Origin of the sequence: Microcosmobacter mediterraneus (assembly GCF_031846265.1) — a bacterium.
GTDB classification, from domain to species: Bacteria; Bacteroidota; Bacteroidia; order Flavobacteriales; family Flavobacteriaceae; genus Microcosmobacter; species Microcosmobacter mediterraneus.
Map to the genome: position 1 here is coordinate 225463 of NZ_JAVRIA010000001.1, position 18411 is coordinate 243873.

An 18411-nucleotide genomic window follows, 5' to 3' on the forward strand; every position below is an offset into this window, starting at 1 on the left:
CTTTTAAATCCCAATAAATATTATATTTTTGCGGCGCATAAATTGAGAATGTATGGCAACGTATAAGAAAAGAGGATATAAAAAACCAACACCTAAAGTTAAAGGTGAGAAGGAAGAAATTTTTGATGGAGAGTCAACTACTAAAGAAGTTTTTGAAACCTTAGATAATACAGCATCTAAAGCAGAAGACTTCGTTGTAAAAAACCAAAATGTAATTTTTGGAATTATAGCAGTAGTTGCTTTGGCTGTTTTAGGATATCTAGGTTATGAGCGTTATATAGCTACACCAAAACATCAAGAAGCTATGAACGAAATGTTTACAGCGCAACAATATTTTGATCAGGCAGTTAATGGAGCAGATAAAGATTCGCTTTACACGTTATCTTTAAAAGGTGGTGAAGGAAAATTAGGCATGATTGATATTATAGATCAGTACAGTGGTACAGATGCTGCTAATATTGCTAGTTATTATGCTGGTACTGCTTATTTGAATTTGAAAGATTACGAAAATGCAATTAAATATTTAAGCGATTTCTCTAGTGATGATAAAATGTTGGGTCCTATTGCACTTGGTGGTATTGGAGATGCATTTGTGCAGCTTAATCAACCTAATGAAGCCTTAGAATATTACGAAAAAGCGGTTAACCATAATACTAACGATTACACAACACCAATGTATTTGTTAAAAGCGGCTAATGTAGCAATGACAGTAGAGGATAACTCTAAAGCTTTAAATTATTTAAAGCGTATTAGTGATGAGTTTTCAAAATCTACAGAAGCGAGCCAGGTTGAAGTACTCATTGGTAAAGCGGAAGAAAGTTTATAAGATATGGCTACGGCTAACCATAATTTATCTAATTACGATAAAACAACAATCCCAAATGCAGCTAGTCTGAGATTTGGGATTGTTGTTTCTGAATGGAATGAAACCATAACAGAAGGTCTCTTTAAAGGTGCAAAATCTACACTAATTGATTGTGGTGCTAAAGAAGACAACATTATACGTTGGAATGTTCCCGGAAGTTTCGAGCTTATTTATGGCTCTAAAAAAATGATGGAACAAGATGTTGATGTTGTTATTGCTATTGGTTGTGTTATCCAAGGAGAAACCAAGCATTTTGATTTTGTTTGTGATGGCGTAACTCAAGGTATCAAGGAACTAAATTTACAAGGTACTAAGCCTGTGATTTTCTGTGTACTAACAGATAATACCAGAGAACAATCTTTAGCACGATCTGGAGGAGAACATGGTAATAAAGGTGTAGAAGCTGCCATTACAGCGATTAAAATGGCTTTTTTAGGTTAAGGCTGAAATTGTAGACCAAGTCGAACTTGAAATAGAATTCGAATTTAATATCTAGAATTTGGATTTGTTAATCGGTTTTTATTTTCCACTAACCACTAAAACTGTTAACATTTTTTAGGAGATGACCACCTGTAATGTCTTGTATTTTCTGTATTTTTGATAGTGTAACAGCAATTTAAGTACGTGCCTTTATTTCATCAAAGAAAACCCAAACGATTTCGATATAAATCTAGAAGAGATCAAGACAATTTGCCAGATAAAGAACGCTTTGAGGAACAATGGCAAAACTTAAGAGGCGAACGTAAATCTAAAAAAGGAAAACTGTCAAGTATGTCAGTTTTAATGATACTTTTCATTATGGTATTAATATTGATGTATGTTCTAAGAAGTTATGAATAAGTTAAGCTATGGGATTATTTAAACAGCGTGCAAATAAACGATTCGATTACAAACCAAGATATTATAAAGGTGATGGTAATCCTTATGAAATTAAACACAAATTCGATGAGTTTAGAACTACAGTAGGTACTAATTCTGGCATTAAGAATAAGTTTAATAAGGCTATGGATGATCATAAAAATAATCCAAATGAATCTGCAAATAGAAGAGTAGCCATTATTATTGGTTTATTAATCCTTATTTTTTTAGTTATTATTGAATTTGATTTATCTATATTTCTCTCTTAAAATTAATGGCAGATATCATTCAATTATTACCAGACCATGTTGCCAATCAGATAGCAGCAGGTGAAGTTGTGCAGCGTCCAGCATCAGTAGTTAAAGAGCTACTAGAAAATGCTATAGATGCTCAGTCTGATGCTATTACATTAATTATTAAAGATGCTGGTAAAACGCTTATACAAGTTATTGATAATGGTATTGGAATGAGCGAAACTGATGCACGACTCAGTTTTGAGCGTCATGCAACATCTAAGATTAAAACTGCTGAAGATTTATTTCAACTCAATACCAAAGGCTTTAGAGGAGAAGCTCTAGCAAGTATAGCAGCTATTGCACATGCAGAGTTAAAAACTAAAAAAGAGAATGCAGAACTAGGTGTAGCCATTACTATAGAAGGTAGTGAGGTAAAATCGCAAGAGGTGGTGGTTACGCCAAAAGGAACCTCTATTGCTGTTAAAAACCTGTTTTATAATATACCAGCTCGACGTAATTTTTTAAAGTCTGATGCTGTAGAGTTACGACATATTATTGATGAGTTTCATCGTGTTGCTTTAATTCACTATGGAATTAATTTTAAATTAATCCATAACGGAAGTGAGTTATTTAACCTACCTGAAAGTAATCAGCGACAACGTATCGTTAATATTTTTGGCGGAAAAACGAATGAGAAACTAGTACCTATTAACGAAGACACTGAGGTGTTGAAACTCTCAGGGTTTGTTGGTAAGCCTCAGTTTGCCAAGAAGACCAGATCAGAACAGTTTTTCTTTGTAAATAATAGGTTTATTAAAAGTGCTTATCTAAATCACGCGGTTAATTCGGCCTTTGAAGGTTTAATGAAGGATGGTTATCATCCATCGTATTTTTTAAATTTACAAGTTGATCCAAAAACTATTGATATTAATATTCATCCTACAAAAACCGAAATAAAATTTGATGATGAACATACGCTTTATGCTATTATGCGTTCTGCAATTAAACATAGTTTAGGACAGTTTAATATTTCACCTGTTTTAGATTTTAATAGAGATCATAATTTAGATACACCTTACAGTTACCAAGAAAAACACGCTAGTACACCAACGGTTGAAGTAGATCGTTCATACAACCCTTTTAAAGCAGACGTGGATGTTGCTTCAAAATCTAGAGGATTTCACTCCAAAACCAAAGGCGCAAAGTCTTGGGAAAGTTTATATGTTGGTTTAAAAGATGATTCTGAAAGCACAGATAAGATTAATATTGAAAACGAACAGCAAGTACAATCTTTGTTTTCTGAAAGCTCAGACATATCCCAAAATCAATCCACATTTCAGCTTCAAAATAAATACATAGTTAGTACTATAAAATCTGGATTATTAATCATAGATCAGTATAGAGCGCATCAGCGTATCTTGTACGAAAATTTGTTAAAGAGTATTACCATCAGTGAAGCTGTAAGCCAACAATTGTTGTTTCCGTTGCAATTACAATTTTCTAAACAAGAGCTCATTATTCTTAAAGATTTGAAATCAGATTTGGAGTGTACAGGATTCGTGTTTAAAACATTTACAGAAGACAGTGTTGAGGTTACAGGTGTTCCAATGCACGTATCTGAAAGCGAAGTATCTATTGTATTAGAACAACTTGTAAGCGATGTAGAACACCAAATACCAGATCATAGCTTTAGTGTTACAGATTTGGTAGCAAAATCCTTAGCAAAAAGTTTAGCCATTAGACGAGGTCAAAAATTAACTCATGAAGAGCAAGACCATTTAATTAATCGATTATTTGCCTGTAAAGAACCATCAGTATCACCAACCAATAAAGCCACTTTTGTAATGATGGATGCAAGTGAGTTAGATAAGAAATTTATTTAAATTATGAGACTAGGAATTACAGATGCTGTAAAGCATTTACTCATTATTAACGTTATTATGTTCATTGGTAAAATTTACATTGGACAGGGTTTATTGTTCGATGAGTGGTTTACTATGTATTTTCCAAGTAATGATTTATTTAAGCCTTGGCAAGTTATAACACATATGTTTATGCATGGTGATGGTATGCATTTGTTGTTTAATATGTTTGCGCTTTGGATGTTTGGAACTCCTGTGGAGCAAAGACTTGGAACAAAAAAGTTTTTGTTTATTTATTTTTCTGCAGGTTTTGGAGCTTTGTTATTTCAATTGGGATATTACTACATAGACTTTTTCCCTCAAATGCAAGAGATAGCAAGTTTAAATATTAATAAAGATTTGCTAAATGATATATTGAATATAGATGCTTTTAGGAATAATGCGTACCAACCACAAATTTTTATAGATGCTGCAAATGAAAAATTTAGATTAGCAAACTTTACTGGATCCACGCTTACAGACCCTCAAACGTATGCATTAATTGAAATGAATATTACAACTCAATCAGGTATGTTAGGTGCATCTGGTTGTATCATGGGAATATTGGCAGCCTTTGGAATGATGAACCCTAATGCAAAACTCATGATGATATTTTTGCCAATACCTATAAAGGCAAAATATTTTATACCAGGAATTATCATCCTTGATATTATTTCTGCCTTTACAGGACAATCATTCTTTAGTCCAAGTAATACTGCTTACATGGCTCACGTTGGTGGCGCTGTTGTTGGTTTCCTTATTATGTGGTTTTGGAGGAAAAACAGTATGGATAAATACCGTTGGAACTAAATGACATCTCTAACCCAAGACATACAAGATAAACTTAAAAGGCTCAATGTTTTTGAAAAAATAATTGTCCTTAATATTCTCATATATCTTATTGGTTTTATCCTTCAACACATCGTTAAGATTGCATCACCTTTGCATTGGTTTAGTTTACCAAGAGAGTTTATGGAAGTCATCATGATGCCATGGACCATACTTACGTATGGCTTTGTACACTACGATTTTATACATATTTTATTTAATATGTTGGTGTTATACATGATCGCTAAAATGCTACTCAATTTATTCTCCACTAAGATGTGTCTTAATATTTATTTTCTTGGTATAATCTGCGGAGGCTTAGCATTTGTTTTGGTTTATAATCTATTACCAAGTTCTTTCTTAAAACCTGCTGGAGTATTAGTAGGTGCTTCAGCTGGAGTAAGAGCGTTGCTTATTTTTTTATGTGCTTATTTCCCATCTAAAGACATTAGGATTATAACTTTTAATATACAACTCATGTATATTGGTTTGGTGCTTGTTGCTATAGATATTTTAGGATTATTTTCAGATAATCAAGGAGGAAATGTAGCGCATTTAGGTGGTGCCTTATTAGGATATATCTACGCTGTTCAGCTTAAAAAAGGAACTGATATTGGTAAAGGATTTGAAAAACTAATGGATAAAGTAACAAGTTGGTTTAATACAAGCGGCAACTCACCATTAAAAACTGTACACAAAAAGAAAACAACATCTAAGTTTGCTGGTCATACTAAAACAGAATTCAACGAGTTTAATAAACAGAAACAAATAGATCTCATATTAGAGAAGATAAGTAAAAGTGGCTACGAAAGCCTTACTAAGGCTGAAAAAGAATTTTTGTTTAAGGCAGGTAAAGATTAATCCATAATGAAACGACTAAAGCTTTTTGATAAGGTTTTGTTTTTTGTAAATAGTGTTGTAGCAGCGATGTTATTACTATCATATTTACTGCCTTATTTAGAGCCTAAAAAATTTGCTGCGCTCTCAGTATTGAGTTTGGCTGTTCCGGTTTTAATTATCTTAAATGTTTTATTTGTAGTCTATTGGTTACTCAAAGTTAAACGCCAATTAACATTGTCTCTTATTGTACTTATTGTTGGCTATAGCTATGTATTTTCATTGTATAAATTTTCTTCATCAAAACAGATAAAAGACGCGGCTAATATTTCTGTGATGAATTATAATGTGCGTTTATTTAATTTGTTTAATTGGATTGAAAAAGGCAATGTAAAAAATGAGATTGCTAGTTTTATTACAACCGAAAGTCCTGATATTATATGTTTTCAAGAATACCATTCTACTGAAGAGCTAGTTTTAGAAGGGTATTACAAGTTTGAAGATCTTTCAGGAGATAAAGTAAAAAGTGGACAAGCCATATATTCTAAGTTTCCTATCCTAAACTCTGGATCAGTAGAATTTCCTAAATCCTCTAACAATGCTATTTTTATTGATGCATTAATTGCAGAAGATACTCTTAGAATTTATAATGTTCACCTACAATCTTCTGGTATAAATACCAAGGTTGAGAACTTAAAAAAAGAGTCTTCAGAAAACCTTTTTAAACGTGTTAGGAAAACCTTTAAAACGCAACAAATGCAAATGGAATTGTTCTTAAAACATAAGAATAAAACCCAACATAAAATGGTTGTATGTGGTGACTTTAATAATACGGCTTACTCTTATGTCTATAAAGAGATAAAAGATGATTTACAAGATACTTTTGAAGTAGCTGGTAATGGATTTGGTAGAACCTTCGATTTTAAATTATTTCCTGTACGTATAGATTTTATATTGGCTGATCCTTCATTTACTGTTAATAGTTTTAAAACCTATGATGTAGAACTTTCAGATCATTATCCTATTAAAACTGAATTAAAACTTAACTAGATTTACAGATTGTCTTTCTAAATATGTTAGTGTGTTTGGACCCTCGTTGCATAATAAATCTATAATACTCAAATTAGGAATAAAGCCATATTTAGCATCAAAAACTTGAGTATAAGTTTCAAATTGCTGAGGTATCTCTTTCTTACATTGTACTAATGGTCTAAAATCTTGTACTGTATTAGCTGAAGTGTTGTACTGCTTAGTTTTTGTATAGTTTAAGCTTAACTGTAAGCATTCAATAATAGTTTCTAAACACTTAAAATTAAAGTCCATAAGATATTCTATTTTCACCTCAAATAAAGGTTTAAGTTCATCTTCATAATACTCAAAAAATGGTGATGTTTTATAAGCCGATTCTAAGGATTTAAAATGTTGTATTTGCCACTTGTAATCGTTAGCAATCTTAACATCTTTGTATAGCTGTCGCTCTTTTTGTGTATGGTTAACAGGTATGTTGAGCTGTAATTTACCATTGGCTCCATAAATACAAGTCCTATTTCTATAGGTTTGTTTGGTATAATTATCACAAACTTCAAATACCGAAGATTTACCTTGTACTAATGCTGTAAAATGAGCAATGTTTGGGAAGTAGGCTAGATGAAGAATCGATTTCATTACAATCCAAAATCCCAATTAAGTATCAAATTTAATGAGTTTGTCTTTAGAGAACCATCATCAACTATCTCTACTTTACTAATATTATTTAAGCCCAAATTATTTCTCAGCTCTAGGTTGATAGTACTGTTGTCATTAACAGGAAAACTCATTCCAATTCCTGCAGAAATACCAAAATCACTGTTTTGAAATAATGAATCACTCTCGTTATCGTCAACTGTATTGCCATCAACCTTTGTTTTTACGTTTCTGAAAGCCGCATAGTAAGGTCCACCATTTACAAAAAAACGTTGGTCTTTACCAAAACGATATTTGAGCATTACAGGAATGGCAACATAGTTTAAGGATAATGATAATGAACTTGTTTCTAGCAAGGGATCAAATCCACCTAAATTGCTAAATTCGTTAGTTACTCTTTTAGATTCAAAATTAATATCCATTTTTAAAGATAAACGATCTTTAAGTGGTAGTTCAAAGGATGCACCAAACAGTATATCTAAAGCAGCTTTATTTTCTTCAGCTACAGGATTACCTCTGAGGCTAGAGTAGGTACCTCCAATATTTATACCAATTCTAAATTTGTCTTGTGCCATAACAAGTTGCGAGATGCATAATACAGCAATGAGGCAGTAGGTTAGTTTTGTAGTTTTCATAGATTAGTTTTATTTAGCTTTTTTTCGTTTTCTTATTCTGCTAAAAATATTCCATCCTACTAGGAGTACTAAAAACGGAATTAGGTACGATACTCGCTCTCCAGAACCATGTACTGTGGTGAAAATTCTGCTCCAACGTGGTCGCCAATTTTTGAAGCCATCATTAAAATTATCTATACTCATCCAAATAAAAACAGGTTTACCAACCACATGATTATAAGGTACAAATCCCCATCTTCTTGCATCAATAGAATTATGCCTATTATCTCCCATCATCCAATAATAATCTTGCTTAAACGTGTAAGAGGTTGTTGGTTCTTCATTAATAATTATTTGATTACCTCTAGTAACCACACTATTGCCTTCATATTCCGTAATTAAACGATTATATATAGGCAAATTATCTAAAGTGAGTTCTATAGTTTTACCAGCTTCAGGAATGTAAACAGGACCAAAAAAATCAGTATTCCAGTTAATGCTTGGATCTTGTGGAAAAATAGCATCTTCTCGCTCTCCTTTAATTCGAGTTAACTTTGTAATAGATTTAATATTACTATCATTAGATAATTTATTGAAAGCATTATCAGTAATGTTTAGAGTATATTGATTTGTTGTTTTTAGTCCATATCGAGCTATTACGCTTCTTGCAATATTTTTATGAGTAGGAAATACTAACATTATTTGAGCGTTAATATTATCACCTTCTATTGCAGACAAAGGGAAATTATCAGATAGATATTTGTCAATTTTACTTCTTTCTATTTTATAATAACGATAATATTCAGTACAGTTTAATGATCTTATAAAGTCATCGGTTAAATAATTAATTGATTTTACATCACTCTGAAATAATAGCTCAGCTCTATCTGGTAAGACATTTTTCTCACCATTAATATATACATAACCACCTTTTACTTCTAAGGTATCACCAGAGATACCAACACAGCGTTTTACAAGATTAGTTTTTTTATCTATGGGTTTATAATAATTACGATCTGGATGAAAGTTATTCATATCCAATAGCGTATCTGCTGGCTGGTTAAAGACTACAATTTCATTTCGGTCAATATTATCCCAACCAGGTAATCTAAAGTATGGTAATTGTAACTTATTTTTCCATGATGTTTCTCGTTTATCGTGCTCATCGCTGAATAGATAAGATTTTTTCTTTAGTAACGGAATAGTATCATGGACCATTGGTGCAGCAACTGTAGTCATTGGAGTACGAGCTCCATAATGCATTTTACTTACTATTAAAAAATCACCTATCAGCAACGATTTTTCTAATGATGAAGAAGGTATAACATAGGGTTGAAAAAAATACGTATGCACAATTGTAGCAGCTACGATAGCAAATAGTATAGAGCTTATCCATTCACCAGCTGATGTAACAGGATTTAAGTCTCTTTCTTTAACGTATTCTGCGTTTGTAGCATAACTTATGTAGTAACTGTAAAAACCAAATGTAATCACTGCCAACAGCGTATCTACTAATGAGTTTTTACCAAAACTTCTTGCGGTTTCTACCCAAACTGCAGGTAACATTATTAGATTTACAATAGGAAGAAAAAGAAGAATAGTCCACCACCAAGGTCTATTTATTATTTTCATTAGTATATAAGCATTATATACTGGTACAAATGCTTCCCAAGGTTTTCTGCCTGCTTTAACATATAATTTCCATGTACCTAGTCCATGAATAACTTGAATTATAAGAAAGAAAATTAGCCACTGTGTCCAATTCATAATATGATGTTTAATCTAGTGTAAGTTGTAATATGTTGTAATTTGTTTCAAATGTTTAGCAAATTAACCAATGTTTAACACATCGTTCATAGTAAAAACGCCTTTTTTTGTAGCAATCCATTCTGCTGCAACAATAGCACCTAATGCAAAGCCTTTTCTATTGTGAGCTGTGTGTTTTATTTCTATAGAATCTATTTTAGAATCATAAGTAACAGAATGTGTTCCTGGAACATTTTCAATACGTTTGGCATTAATCTTAATTTCTGATAAGGCTGGTTTTTTTAAGGTCCAATTATTATAGTCAGTTTGTCCAATAATAGTATTAGCTATTGTAATTGCTGTTCCGCTTGGCGCATCTAATTTTTGGGTATGATGAATTTCTTCTAAGGATACCTTATAATCAGATCTTTTAGCCATGAGCTGACTCAATTTTTTATTAAGCTCAAAAAAGATATTGACACCTAAACTAAAATTTGAAGCATATAAAAATGTGCCATTTTTTGCATTACATAGTTTAACAATGTCTTCATAGTTATGGAGCCATCCTGTTGTACCAGAAATTACAGGTGTGTTTTGTTCTATGCATGTTTTTATATTAACGTATGCTGCACTTGGTATACTAAAATCTATCGCAACATCAGCTTTGGTTAAATCAATAGTATCATCACTACTTGTTGTTTTAAGCACAACAGTATGATTACGCTCTTGGGCAATTTTTTCAATTGTCTTTCCCATTTTGCCATAACCAAGTAATGCAATATTCATGCTTAGAATTTGAAATTTAGTGTTAATCCAACATCAGAAGAATTTTCTAATTCGTTGTATTGATAGTGTGGTCGTATAGCTAAATTATCATCGACATTATATTGCAGTAAATGGGCATCAACATTAGCGTCTATAATATTTAAGGCATAGAGTCCTATAGTTATTAATAGGGAGAGTTCTTTATTTTTTCTGAACTGTTCTTGAGCACGCTGAAGACCATCGTTTGAAACTCTTGGTGATGCTAATGGATTACCGTCAATATCAACACCCCAAAATTCATCTGTATTAAACCCTGCTAATCGACTTTTAAAAGCACTTCTGTAACGTTTAAACTGATTGTTATTGTTGATGTAAAAATAAACTCCTGTACCAATAGCAGCATAAACGATAGGAATTTTCCAATACTTTTTATTGTAAGCCTGTCCTAAACCAGGTAAAATAGCAGAAAAGAAAGCAGCTTTAGATGGACGTAAGGGATCTATTGGTCCTCTTGCAATAGTATCTTTAATTATGATTAAGTCATTATCTGTTTTTACAGAGATACTGTCCTTTTTATTTTGAGTAAACCCAAAATTAATTGACAACATGCCTAAACAAAAACATAATAATTTAATACTATTTGGCACTACGTATTAGTTTTTTTATACGATTAAAATCTTCTTCAGAATGAAAAGGGATAGTGATTTTTCCACTTCCGTTTTTAGATACTTTAACGTCTATTTTATGCCCAAAGTATTCAGAAAACTCTTTTAACCCTTTCTTAATATGTTTTGGTAACGACGCTTCTTTTTTTGAAGACTGAGAAGGCGTTTCTGTTCTGTAGCTTTTAACAAGGGCTTCAGTGGCTCTTACAGATAGTTTATTGCTTAAAATTTGTTCGTAAATATCAAGTTGATTGTCTTGGTTTTCTATAGTGATTATTGCTCTGCCATGACCCATTGATATGAAGCCATCTCGCATTCCTGTTTGTATTATTGGGTCTAATTTTAGGAGTCGTAAATAATTGGCAATGGTAGAGCGTTTTTTACCAACACGCTCACTCATTTGCTCTTGTGTTAAATTAATTTCTTCAATTAAACGCTGGTAAGACAAAGCAATTTCAATAGGATCTAAATCTTGGCGTTGAATGTTTTCAACCAAAGCCATTTCTAAAGATTCTTGATCATTTGCTGTTCTTATATATGCAGGAATTGTAGTATTACCAATAAGTTTAGAGGCTCTAAAGCGTCGCTCACCAGAAACTAATTGGTAGGTGTTATTTGTAAGCTTTCTAACGGTTATAGGTTGGATAACACCTAGCTCTTTTATTGAACTCGCTAGTTCTCGCAAAGTTTCTTCATTAAAGCTAGTTCTTGGTTGGAAAGGATTAACCTCAATCGTATTAAGATCTATCTCTACAATACTTCCAATAACTTTATCTGTAGTATTATGAGAAGATTTTATGTCTTTATCAGGATCCTTAAGAAGTGCAGAAAGCCCTCTTCCTAAAGCTTGTTTTTTTGTTGCCTTCGCCATTACATATCATTTTTACTAATGATTTCTTTTGCCAAACTTAAATAATTTGAAGCACCTTTACTGCCAACATCATAATTTATTATACTTTCTCCAAAACTTGGTGCTTCTCCAAGTCTTACATTACGTTGTATTATAGTTTCAAAAACCATATCGTTAAAGTGTTTCTGTACTTCTTCAACAACTTGGTTAGATAAGCGTAACCTAGAATCAAACATGGTGAGTAAAAGCCCTTCGATATCTAAATTTTCATTATGAATTTTTTGAACACTTTTAATAGTATTCAGTAATTTACCAAGACCTTCGAGAGCAAAATATTCACACTGAATAGGAATGATAACAGCATCTGAAGCGGTTAAAGCGTTCAAGGTTAATAAGCCAAGAGAAGGAGCACAATCTATTAAAATATAATCGTATGTATCTTTTAAATTTTCAATAGCCTTTTTGAGCATATACTCACGTTCTTCTTTATCTACCAATTCTATCTCAATGGCAACAAGATCTATGTGAGCAGGTATAATATCAACGTTAGGAGAATTGGTCGAAATAATACAGTCTTTACTCGTAGCAGTATGCTCTAAAAGTTGATAACTGCCAACTTCTACAGCATCTACATCGATGCCTAATCCAGAGGTAGCATTAGCTTGTGGATCTGCATCAATAAGTAGAACTTTTTTTTCTAAAACACCAAGTGAAGCTGCGAGATTCACAGACGTTGTTGTTTTGCCAACTCCTCCTTTTTGATTGGCAATTGCAATGATTTTACCCATTAAATGATTTGGTTTTTATAGAAGTTAAAAATACGATTATTTGCGAGAGAATAAAGTATAACTTGTTAACATTTGGTCAACAAAATAGGTCATAATTATTTATTCTTTTTAGCTCTAATCATAGCTTCTAGCTGATCCCATAGTTCTTCAGGAATTGCCTCAAGTAAGTTAAACTCACCAGCGCCTTTTAACCATTCTCCACCATCTATGGTTACTACTTCTCCATTTACATAGGCTGAGAAATCAGATACTAAATAGGCGGCTAAATTGGCTAATTCTTGGTGTTCTCCAACACGATTAAGAGGTACTTTTTTAGCCATATCAAACTTATCTTTGAGGTTTCCAGGCATTAATCTATCCCAAGCACCTTCTGTAGGAAATGGACCAGGTGCAATGGCATTAAAACGCATACCATATTTAGCCCATTCTACTGCTAAACTTCTCGTCATAGCCAGTACACCAGCTTTTGCAGCAGCACTTGGTACAACGTAACCAGATCCTGTCCAAGCATAAGTTGTTACAATATTTAAAACTGTGGTATTGGTGTATTTGGTATCAATCCAATGTTTACCAAAGGCAAGCGTGCAGTTTTTTGTACCTTTTAATACAATATCAATAATAACATCAAAAGCATTGGCAGATAATCGCTCAGTTGGTGATATAAAGTTTCCTGCAGCATTATTGAGAAGCACATCCACTTTTCCTAAAGTGTCAATTACCTGTTTGTGCATAGCTTCTACTTGGTCATAATGTCGCACATCGCATTGTAGAGGCAAACAGGTTCCGCCAGTGTCTTGTTCTAATTCTTGAGCAGTATTTTTTAGTTTATCTAAATTACGAGACGAGATGGCAACTTTTGCACCAAGTTCTAAAAAGTATTTAGTCATGGCTTTTCCTAAACCACTTCCGCCTCCAGTAACAACAATTACTTTTCCTTTTAAAGCGTCTTCACGCAACATTTTTTGGGTATGCATCATAGTTATTTTGGTTTTAGGTAAAGTTAGGTATTTCTAGATATAAGAATGTGAATTTTTTAACATCAATTTAAAGTCTTAATCTTTAACTTTACATCTATAAACAATTTAACAACAAACATGAAAACTAATTTGCGCACAACATTAATTTTAATGCTTGCTTTATGCATGTCAGTCTTAGCAGAAGCACAGCCTAAACAGACTGCTTCAGTCGAAGGTATTACGGAGTATATGTTAGATAATGGTTTAAAGGTGTTATTATTTCCAGATAATTCATCTCAAACTATTACGGTAAACATTACCTATAAAGTAGGATCTAGACACGAAGGTTATGGAGAAAAGGGTATGGCTCATTTACTAGAGCACCTAGTTTTTAAAGGCACACCTAATCATCCAGATATTCCTAAAGAGCTCACAGCTCGTGGAGCAAGACCTAACGGAACAACTTGGTATGATCGTACTAATTATTTTGAAACGTTTAATGCCACAGATGATAATTTAGAATGGGCTCTAGATTTAGAAGCTGATCGTATGGTTAACTCATACATTGCTAAAAAAGATTTGGATTCTGAATTTTCAGTAGTTAGAAATGAGTTTGAATCTGGTGAGAATGATCCTACTGGAGTTTTGATGGAGAAGGTTATTAGTTCTGCTTTTTTATGGCATAACTATGGTCAATCTACTATTGGTAATAAATCTGATATAGAACGCGTACCTATTGAAAACTTAAAGGCATTTTACAAGAAATATTACAGACCAGATAATGCGGTCTTAATGGTTACTGGAAAGTTTGAAACAGATAAAACTTTAGATTTAATTGAAAAGAAATTTGGAGTGCTAAAAAATCCAGCTACTCCTTTAAATGATGTGCCAACTGTTGAGCCACCTCAGGATGGAGAGAAGCGTGTTGAGCTAAGTAGAGTAGGTGATTTGCAATTAGTTTCTGCATTATATCATACACCTGCAGGATCTCATGTAGACTATGCACCAATGGCACTTGTAGAAAATATTTTAACAGATCAGCCATCTGGTCGTTTATATAAGGCCTTAGTTGAAGGTGAAAAAGCATCTTCTATTTGGAGTTTTTCTCCGTTTACTAAGGAACCTGGCTTTATGTATTTTAATGTTGATGTGCCTTCAGATAAATCTTTGGCTGATGCAGAAACAACACTTCTAAATGCTTTAGATGGTTTAAGACAAAATCCAATTACCGAAGACGAATTAAAACGTGCTAAGGCAAATATGGTAAAGCAAATGGATCAGATTATGAGAAATTCCTCATACCTAGGAACCTTTACTAGTGAGTTTATTGGAGCAGGAGATTGGCGTTTAATGTTTATTCATAGAGATCGTATAGAATCTGCAACATTAGAGCAAGTTAATGATGTTATGAGTCGTTATTTTATAAATACAAACAGAACGGTTGGAAATTTTGTACCAACAAAAACACCAATGCGTATTGAGATTCCTCATACTGAAGGGTTAGAGGATTTAGTGACATCATATAAAGGAAAAGAAGCTATGGATGCTGGTGAAGCGTTTGATGTGTCTTATGAAAATATTCAAAACAGGCTAGAATCAGGAATGCTTTCAGGAGCTAATATTGAATATGGTTTTATCAATAAAAATAATAGAGGTGAAACGGTTAATATATCCTTTACTTTCAGAAATGGAAGCGTTGATGATTTAATGAACAAAGGAAGCGTAGCCAATTACACAGCAAGAATGCTTAATAAAGGAACAAAAACTAAAACAAGACAAGAGATAGAAGACAAGTTGAGCGAACTAAAGTCGTCTATTAGTTTTAGTGGCTCTAATGGTCGAACTTCTGCTTATATAGGTTCTACTAAAGAGCATCTTATGGAAACTATAGCCTTAATGACTGAGATGCTAAAATCACCAGCTTTTGATCAGGCTGAGTTAGATAAATTAAAAACACAAGACATTGCTAATATAGAGCGTAATAAAACTGAACCTCAGTATTTAGTACAAAAACGTTTAGGAGAAATTAATCAGAATTTCAAAAAAGGCCATCCAATGTATAATATGACCATGGAAGAAGAAGTTGCAGCAATTAATAATGTGACTGTTGCAGATATGCAAGCCTATTATGATGAATTTTATGGTATTTCTAACAATGCCACTTTAGTAGCCATTGGTAATATGGACCAAAAAGCTGTAATGGCTTATTTTGAAAAAGAATTTTCTGATTTTAAATCAGACTTAGCTTATTCTGAAATTAAAAACCCATATTCTGGAAACAAACCAACAAACGAGAAAATTAAAACTCCAGATAAAAAGAATGCCTTTACACTTGGATTCTTAAATTTTGAGTGTAGCCAATATGATAAAGATTATGCAGCGTTACAAGTTGCTGGTTCTGTGTTTGGAGGTGGATTTTTAAACTCTCGTATAGCAACACGCTTGCGTCAGCAAGATGGTGTAAGCTATGGTGCTGGTGGAGGTGTTAATGTAGATAGTGATAAAGCCGATAAAAACTCCGTCATGTATATCTACGCTATTTACGCACCAGAGAATGAAGTTAAAGTGCAAAAAGGATTTAAAGAAGAAATTGCACGTTTTATTGAAGGCGGAATTACACAGCAAGAACTAGATGATGCTGTAAAAGGTTGGGTACAAGCACAAAGTGTATCTAGAGCAAAAGACAACGAATTAGCAAGTACAATTAATAACAACTTGTATTTTGATAGAGATATGATGTTTCAAAAGAACATTGAAGAACAAGTTAAAAGTTTAACTGTAGAGGATGTCAATAGAGCTATTAAAACGTATTTTAAAACCGTAGAAAATTGGTCTGTTGTTAATGGTGGTGATTTTGAGAACTATGAGATTAAAAAAGAAGATAAGAAAGTTGATGATTAATTCTCTTTCATTTTAAATTATAAAGCCCTTCAATGTTGAAGGGCTTTTTTTATGGTTAATTACCAATCTTTTGTTTGCTTACAGTTAAGATTTTATTTAAAGTTCATGTGCAAGCATGAACTATACACGGTGTTGTAGCACGTTTTTTATTCATTATGGTAATACTTTTGGTCCAATTATATACATCCAAAGGACAAATCCACTTATTCCTCCTATAAATCCACTTAGAATAAAAGTCAGGCGAATTTTTTTAGGCAATATTCTAAATATTACATAAAGAGAAAAAACGAAACCTATAGTTGCTAAAATTAAAGGAATTGTTCCATCCCAAAGATTCAAACTTTGTGAAATACCTAATTCATCTCCACCAAACCAAGTTCCATTTGGTGAAATTAATTCTCCAGAAATTGAAGTAAATATGTTAAAGACTTCTCTTAACCAAAACAGAGATAAGAAAACGGCAAGCCAATCTATAATCTTTAACCCAATGTTGTAAATAGACTTTCTACGAATAAACAATATTATGAGTCCGATAGTTCCTGTTACAATGGTTTGTAAAGGACCGCCAATTGTAATCAGTATGTTACTTTTGGATTCATTATAAGGATATCGTTCTGATAGAATTTTAGTGTAATGTTCCACTTTTTGTTTTGCTGCTTCTGACCAATTATTATACTCTGTAGACTTATATTCGAGAGATAATTTATTTAGAGCTTTATAATTTTCATCTTCCAAATAGCCTTTTGGATAATAGCTCATTGCTCCATAATGCAAAACTGTATCGTAACCATTTAGTTTGGCTGCAGCAATATGTCCATATTCGTGACTTAATGTTCCGATTACTGTGAACATTGCAAATCCGATTGTTAGAATTAAAAGAGTTTTTATATTTATCGAGAGGTTCATTCAAATGTGCTACAACGGTTTTGTGTATGGCTCGTTGCGGAAAATCAGCTATGATTTTTCGCCGTAACCGAAAGATAGTAAATTGCAAATGATTTCGTTTAAGGAAGCCGCTCGCAATTAATTATACACATTGTTAGCCTTGCGTTATTTATTTAGTTCTTCATTAATCAGTTCCAGAATTCTTTGACTTTCCATATAATGTCTTTCCATTATATTTGAGAACCATATTCTTTGAACGTCCGTTTTATGGATAAGTGCTATGAAATATTGATTTTTTAAAAGACTTTCCAGATCAAATGCCTTGTAGGTTATTCCTCCCTTATTCGGTATCTGAATAAAGTTTTCGTCCACAAATTTCTCTCTGTTTACCCTATCAATTGTTCCCCAGTTTAAATCAGCTTGTAGGTGTGGTTGGGTATCTTCAAAAAAAACCATCATTTCTTTTTTTAAGACTTGGTTTTTGATAATTTCAAACCCATTATTCTTTATTACATTATAACCAACTTCTGATAGTCCAACATCCGATGTACCCATTAAAGCTTGATGAAAGTAATTCCCCAAAGAATCGCGTTCAATCAACTTGGTTTCTATGGCTGAAATAATGATGGATCCCGATTTACGATAATAATCAATTGATTGGATTCGCCTTTTTAGCTTATCGCAGTTTTGTTCCAGATTCTCAGCTAAATTCTCCAGCATGTATTTTTCAAGCGCCTTGTTTTTCTGATCTTCATTCCAATTATTAATCTGAAGTGCAATCAAAATTCCAATAACAACAAGAATGATTTCGCCAATGGCGTACTTTAAATACTTTCCTGTTTTACCCTCTGAAAGCAAATTTTGTCTAATTTTTCTGAAGAATTTTATCATTGGTTTTTATTTGTTCTAATGAAGGCTAACGCAGGGCTATGTGAAGCCACGTTTTGGATTTTAAATTTATGCAATTTATTGCATATAATTTATAAATACAGCTTAAACGTGGACAGGTGGCATATAGCTAATGATATGTACA

General features: G+C 32.7%; 18 protein-coding genes. 8 read left to right on the top strand and 10 right to left on the bottom strand.

The window, feature by feature from the left end; genetic code table 11:
- Positions 1–52: 52 nt before the first annotated feature.
- The 7 genes from RM697_RS00970 (at position 53) to RM697_RS01000 (ending at position 6575) form a co-directional block, all read left to right on the top strand.
- The gene (locus tag RM697_RS00970) at positions 53–826 is read left to right on the top strand and encodes a tetratricopeptide repeat protein (protein ID WP_311425968.1); all 774 of its coding nucleotides are present in this window, start codon (positions 53–55) and stop codon (positions 824–826) included.
- A 3-nt stretch (positions 827–829) separates the two neighbouring features.
- Positions 830–1306 (top strand): 6,7-dimethyl-8-ribityllumazine synthase, encoded by a 477-nt coding sequence (gene ribH / locus RM697_RS00975; protein WP_311425969.1) that lies wholly within the window; start codon positions 830–832, stop codon positions 1304–1306.
- Positions 1307–1713: 407 nt separating this feature from the next.
- Positions 1714–1992 carry a riboflavin synthase subunit beta gene (locus RM697_RS00980; RefSeq protein ID WP_311425970.1) on the top strand — a complete coding sequence of 93 codons (279 nt, stop codon included), beginning with the start codon at positions 1714–1716 and terminating at the stop codon, positions 1990–1992.
- 5 nt (positions 1993–1997) lie between these two features.
- Positions 1998–3842, top strand: a complete 1845-nt coding sequence (gene mutL / locus RM697_RS00985) for a DNA mismatch repair endonuclease MutL (RefSeq protein WP_311425971.1) — start codon at positions 1998–2000, stop codon at positions 3840–3842.
- Positions 3843–3845: 3 nt separating this feature from the next.
- Complete coding sequence (locus tag RM697_RS00990) at positions 3846–4670, top strand: rhomboid family intramembrane serine protease (protein WP_311425972.1); 825 nt, start codon at positions 3846–3848, stop codon at positions 4668–4670.
- On the top strand, positions 4671–5549 hold the full coding sequence (locus RM697_RS00995; protein ID WP_311425973.1) for a rhomboid family intramembrane serine protease: 879 nt from the start codon (positions 4671–4673) through the stop codon (positions 5547–5549).
- 6 nt (positions 5550–5555) lie between these two features.
- Positions 5556–6575 (top strand): endonuclease/exonuclease/phosphatase family protein, encoded by a 1020-nt coding sequence (locus RM697_RS01000; RefSeq protein WP_311425974.1) that lies wholly within the window; start codon positions 5556–5558, stop codon positions 6573–6575.
- On the opposite strand, the gene RM697_RS01005 is transcribed toward RM697_RS01000, so the two are convergent.
- The 8 genes from RM697_RS01005 to RM697_RS01040 form a co-directional block, all read right to left on the bottom strand.
- Entirely contained in the window at positions 6561–7208 is a 648-nt protein-coding gene (locus RM697_RS01005) for a WbqC family protein (protein ID WP_311425975.1), read from the bottom strand. The two genes, RM697_RS01000 and RM697_RS01005, sit on opposite strands and share 15 nt — an antisense overlap.
- Positions 7190–7843 (bottom strand): porin family protein, encoded by a 654-nt coding sequence (locus tag RM697_RS01010; RefSeq protein ID WP_311425976.1) that lies wholly within the window; start codon positions 7841–7843, stop codon positions 7190–7192. Before RM697_RS01010 ends, RM697_RS01005 begins: the two co-directional genes overlap by 19 nt.
- Positions 7844–7852: 9 nt before the next feature.
- A complete protein-coding gene (gene lepB / locus RM697_RS01015; RefSeq protein WP_311425977.1) occupies positions 7853–9589 on the bottom strand; it encodes a signal peptidase I in 1737 nt (578 codons plus the stop codon).
- A 63-nt stretch (positions 9590–9652) separates the two neighbouring features.
- A complete protein-coding gene (gene dapB / locus RM697_RS01020; protein ID WP_311425978.1) occupies positions 9653–10354 on the bottom strand; it encodes a 4-hydroxy-tetrahydrodipicolinate reductase in 702 nt (233 codons plus the stop codon).
- Positions 10355–10356: 2 nt separating this feature from the next.
- The gene (locus RM697_RS01025) at positions 10357–10941 is read right to left on the bottom strand and encodes a DUF5683 domain-containing protein (RefSeq protein WP_311425979.1); all 585 of its coding nucleotides are present in this window, start codon (positions 10939–10941) and stop codon (positions 10357–10359) included.
- A gap of 28 nt (positions 10942–10969) precedes the next feature.
- Positions 10970–11869 carry a ParB/RepB/Spo0J family partition protein gene (locus tag RM697_RS01030; RefSeq protein ID WP_311425980.1) on the bottom strand — a complete coding sequence of 300 codons (900 nt, stop codon included), beginning with the start codon at positions 11867–11869 and terminating at the stop codon, positions 10970–10972.
- Entirely contained in the window at positions 11869–12636 is a 768-nt protein-coding gene (locus RM697_RS01035) for a ParA family protein (RefSeq protein WP_311425981.1), read from the bottom strand. Before RM697_RS01035 ends, RM697_RS01030 begins: the two co-directional genes overlap by 1 nt.
- 95 nt (positions 12637–12731) lie before the next feature.
- A complete protein-coding gene (locus RM697_RS01040; protein WP_311425982.1) occupies positions 12732–13613 on the bottom strand; it encodes an SDR family oxidoreductase in 882 nt (293 codons plus the stop codon).
- 117 nt (positions 13614–13730) lie between these two features.
- Between RM697_RS01040 and RM697_RS01045 the strand changes: the two genes are divergently transcribed.
- Positions 13731–16493 carry a M16 family metallopeptidase gene (locus RM697_RS01045; RefSeq protein ID WP_311425983.1) on the top strand — a complete coding sequence of 921 codons (2763 nt, stop codon included), beginning with the start codon at positions 13731–13733 and terminating at the stop codon, positions 16491–16493.
- Between the two features lie 153 nt (positions 16494–16646).
- On the opposite strand, the gene RM697_RS01050 is transcribed toward RM697_RS01045, so the two are convergent.
- Together RM697_RS01050 and RM697_RS01055 are read right to left on the bottom strand one after the other, a co-directional pair.
- Complete coding sequence (locus RM697_RS01050; protein ID WP_311425984.1) at positions 16647–17345, bottom strand: hypothetical protein; 699 nt, start codon at positions 17343–17345, stop codon at positions 16647–16649.
- Positions 17346–17543: 198 nt separating this feature from the next.
- A complete protein-coding gene (locus RM697_RS01055; RefSeq protein WP_311425985.1) occupies positions 17544–18269 on the bottom strand; it encodes a DUF6090 family protein in 726 nt (241 codons plus the stop codon).
- Between the last annotated feature and the right edge of the window lie 142 nt (positions 18270–18411).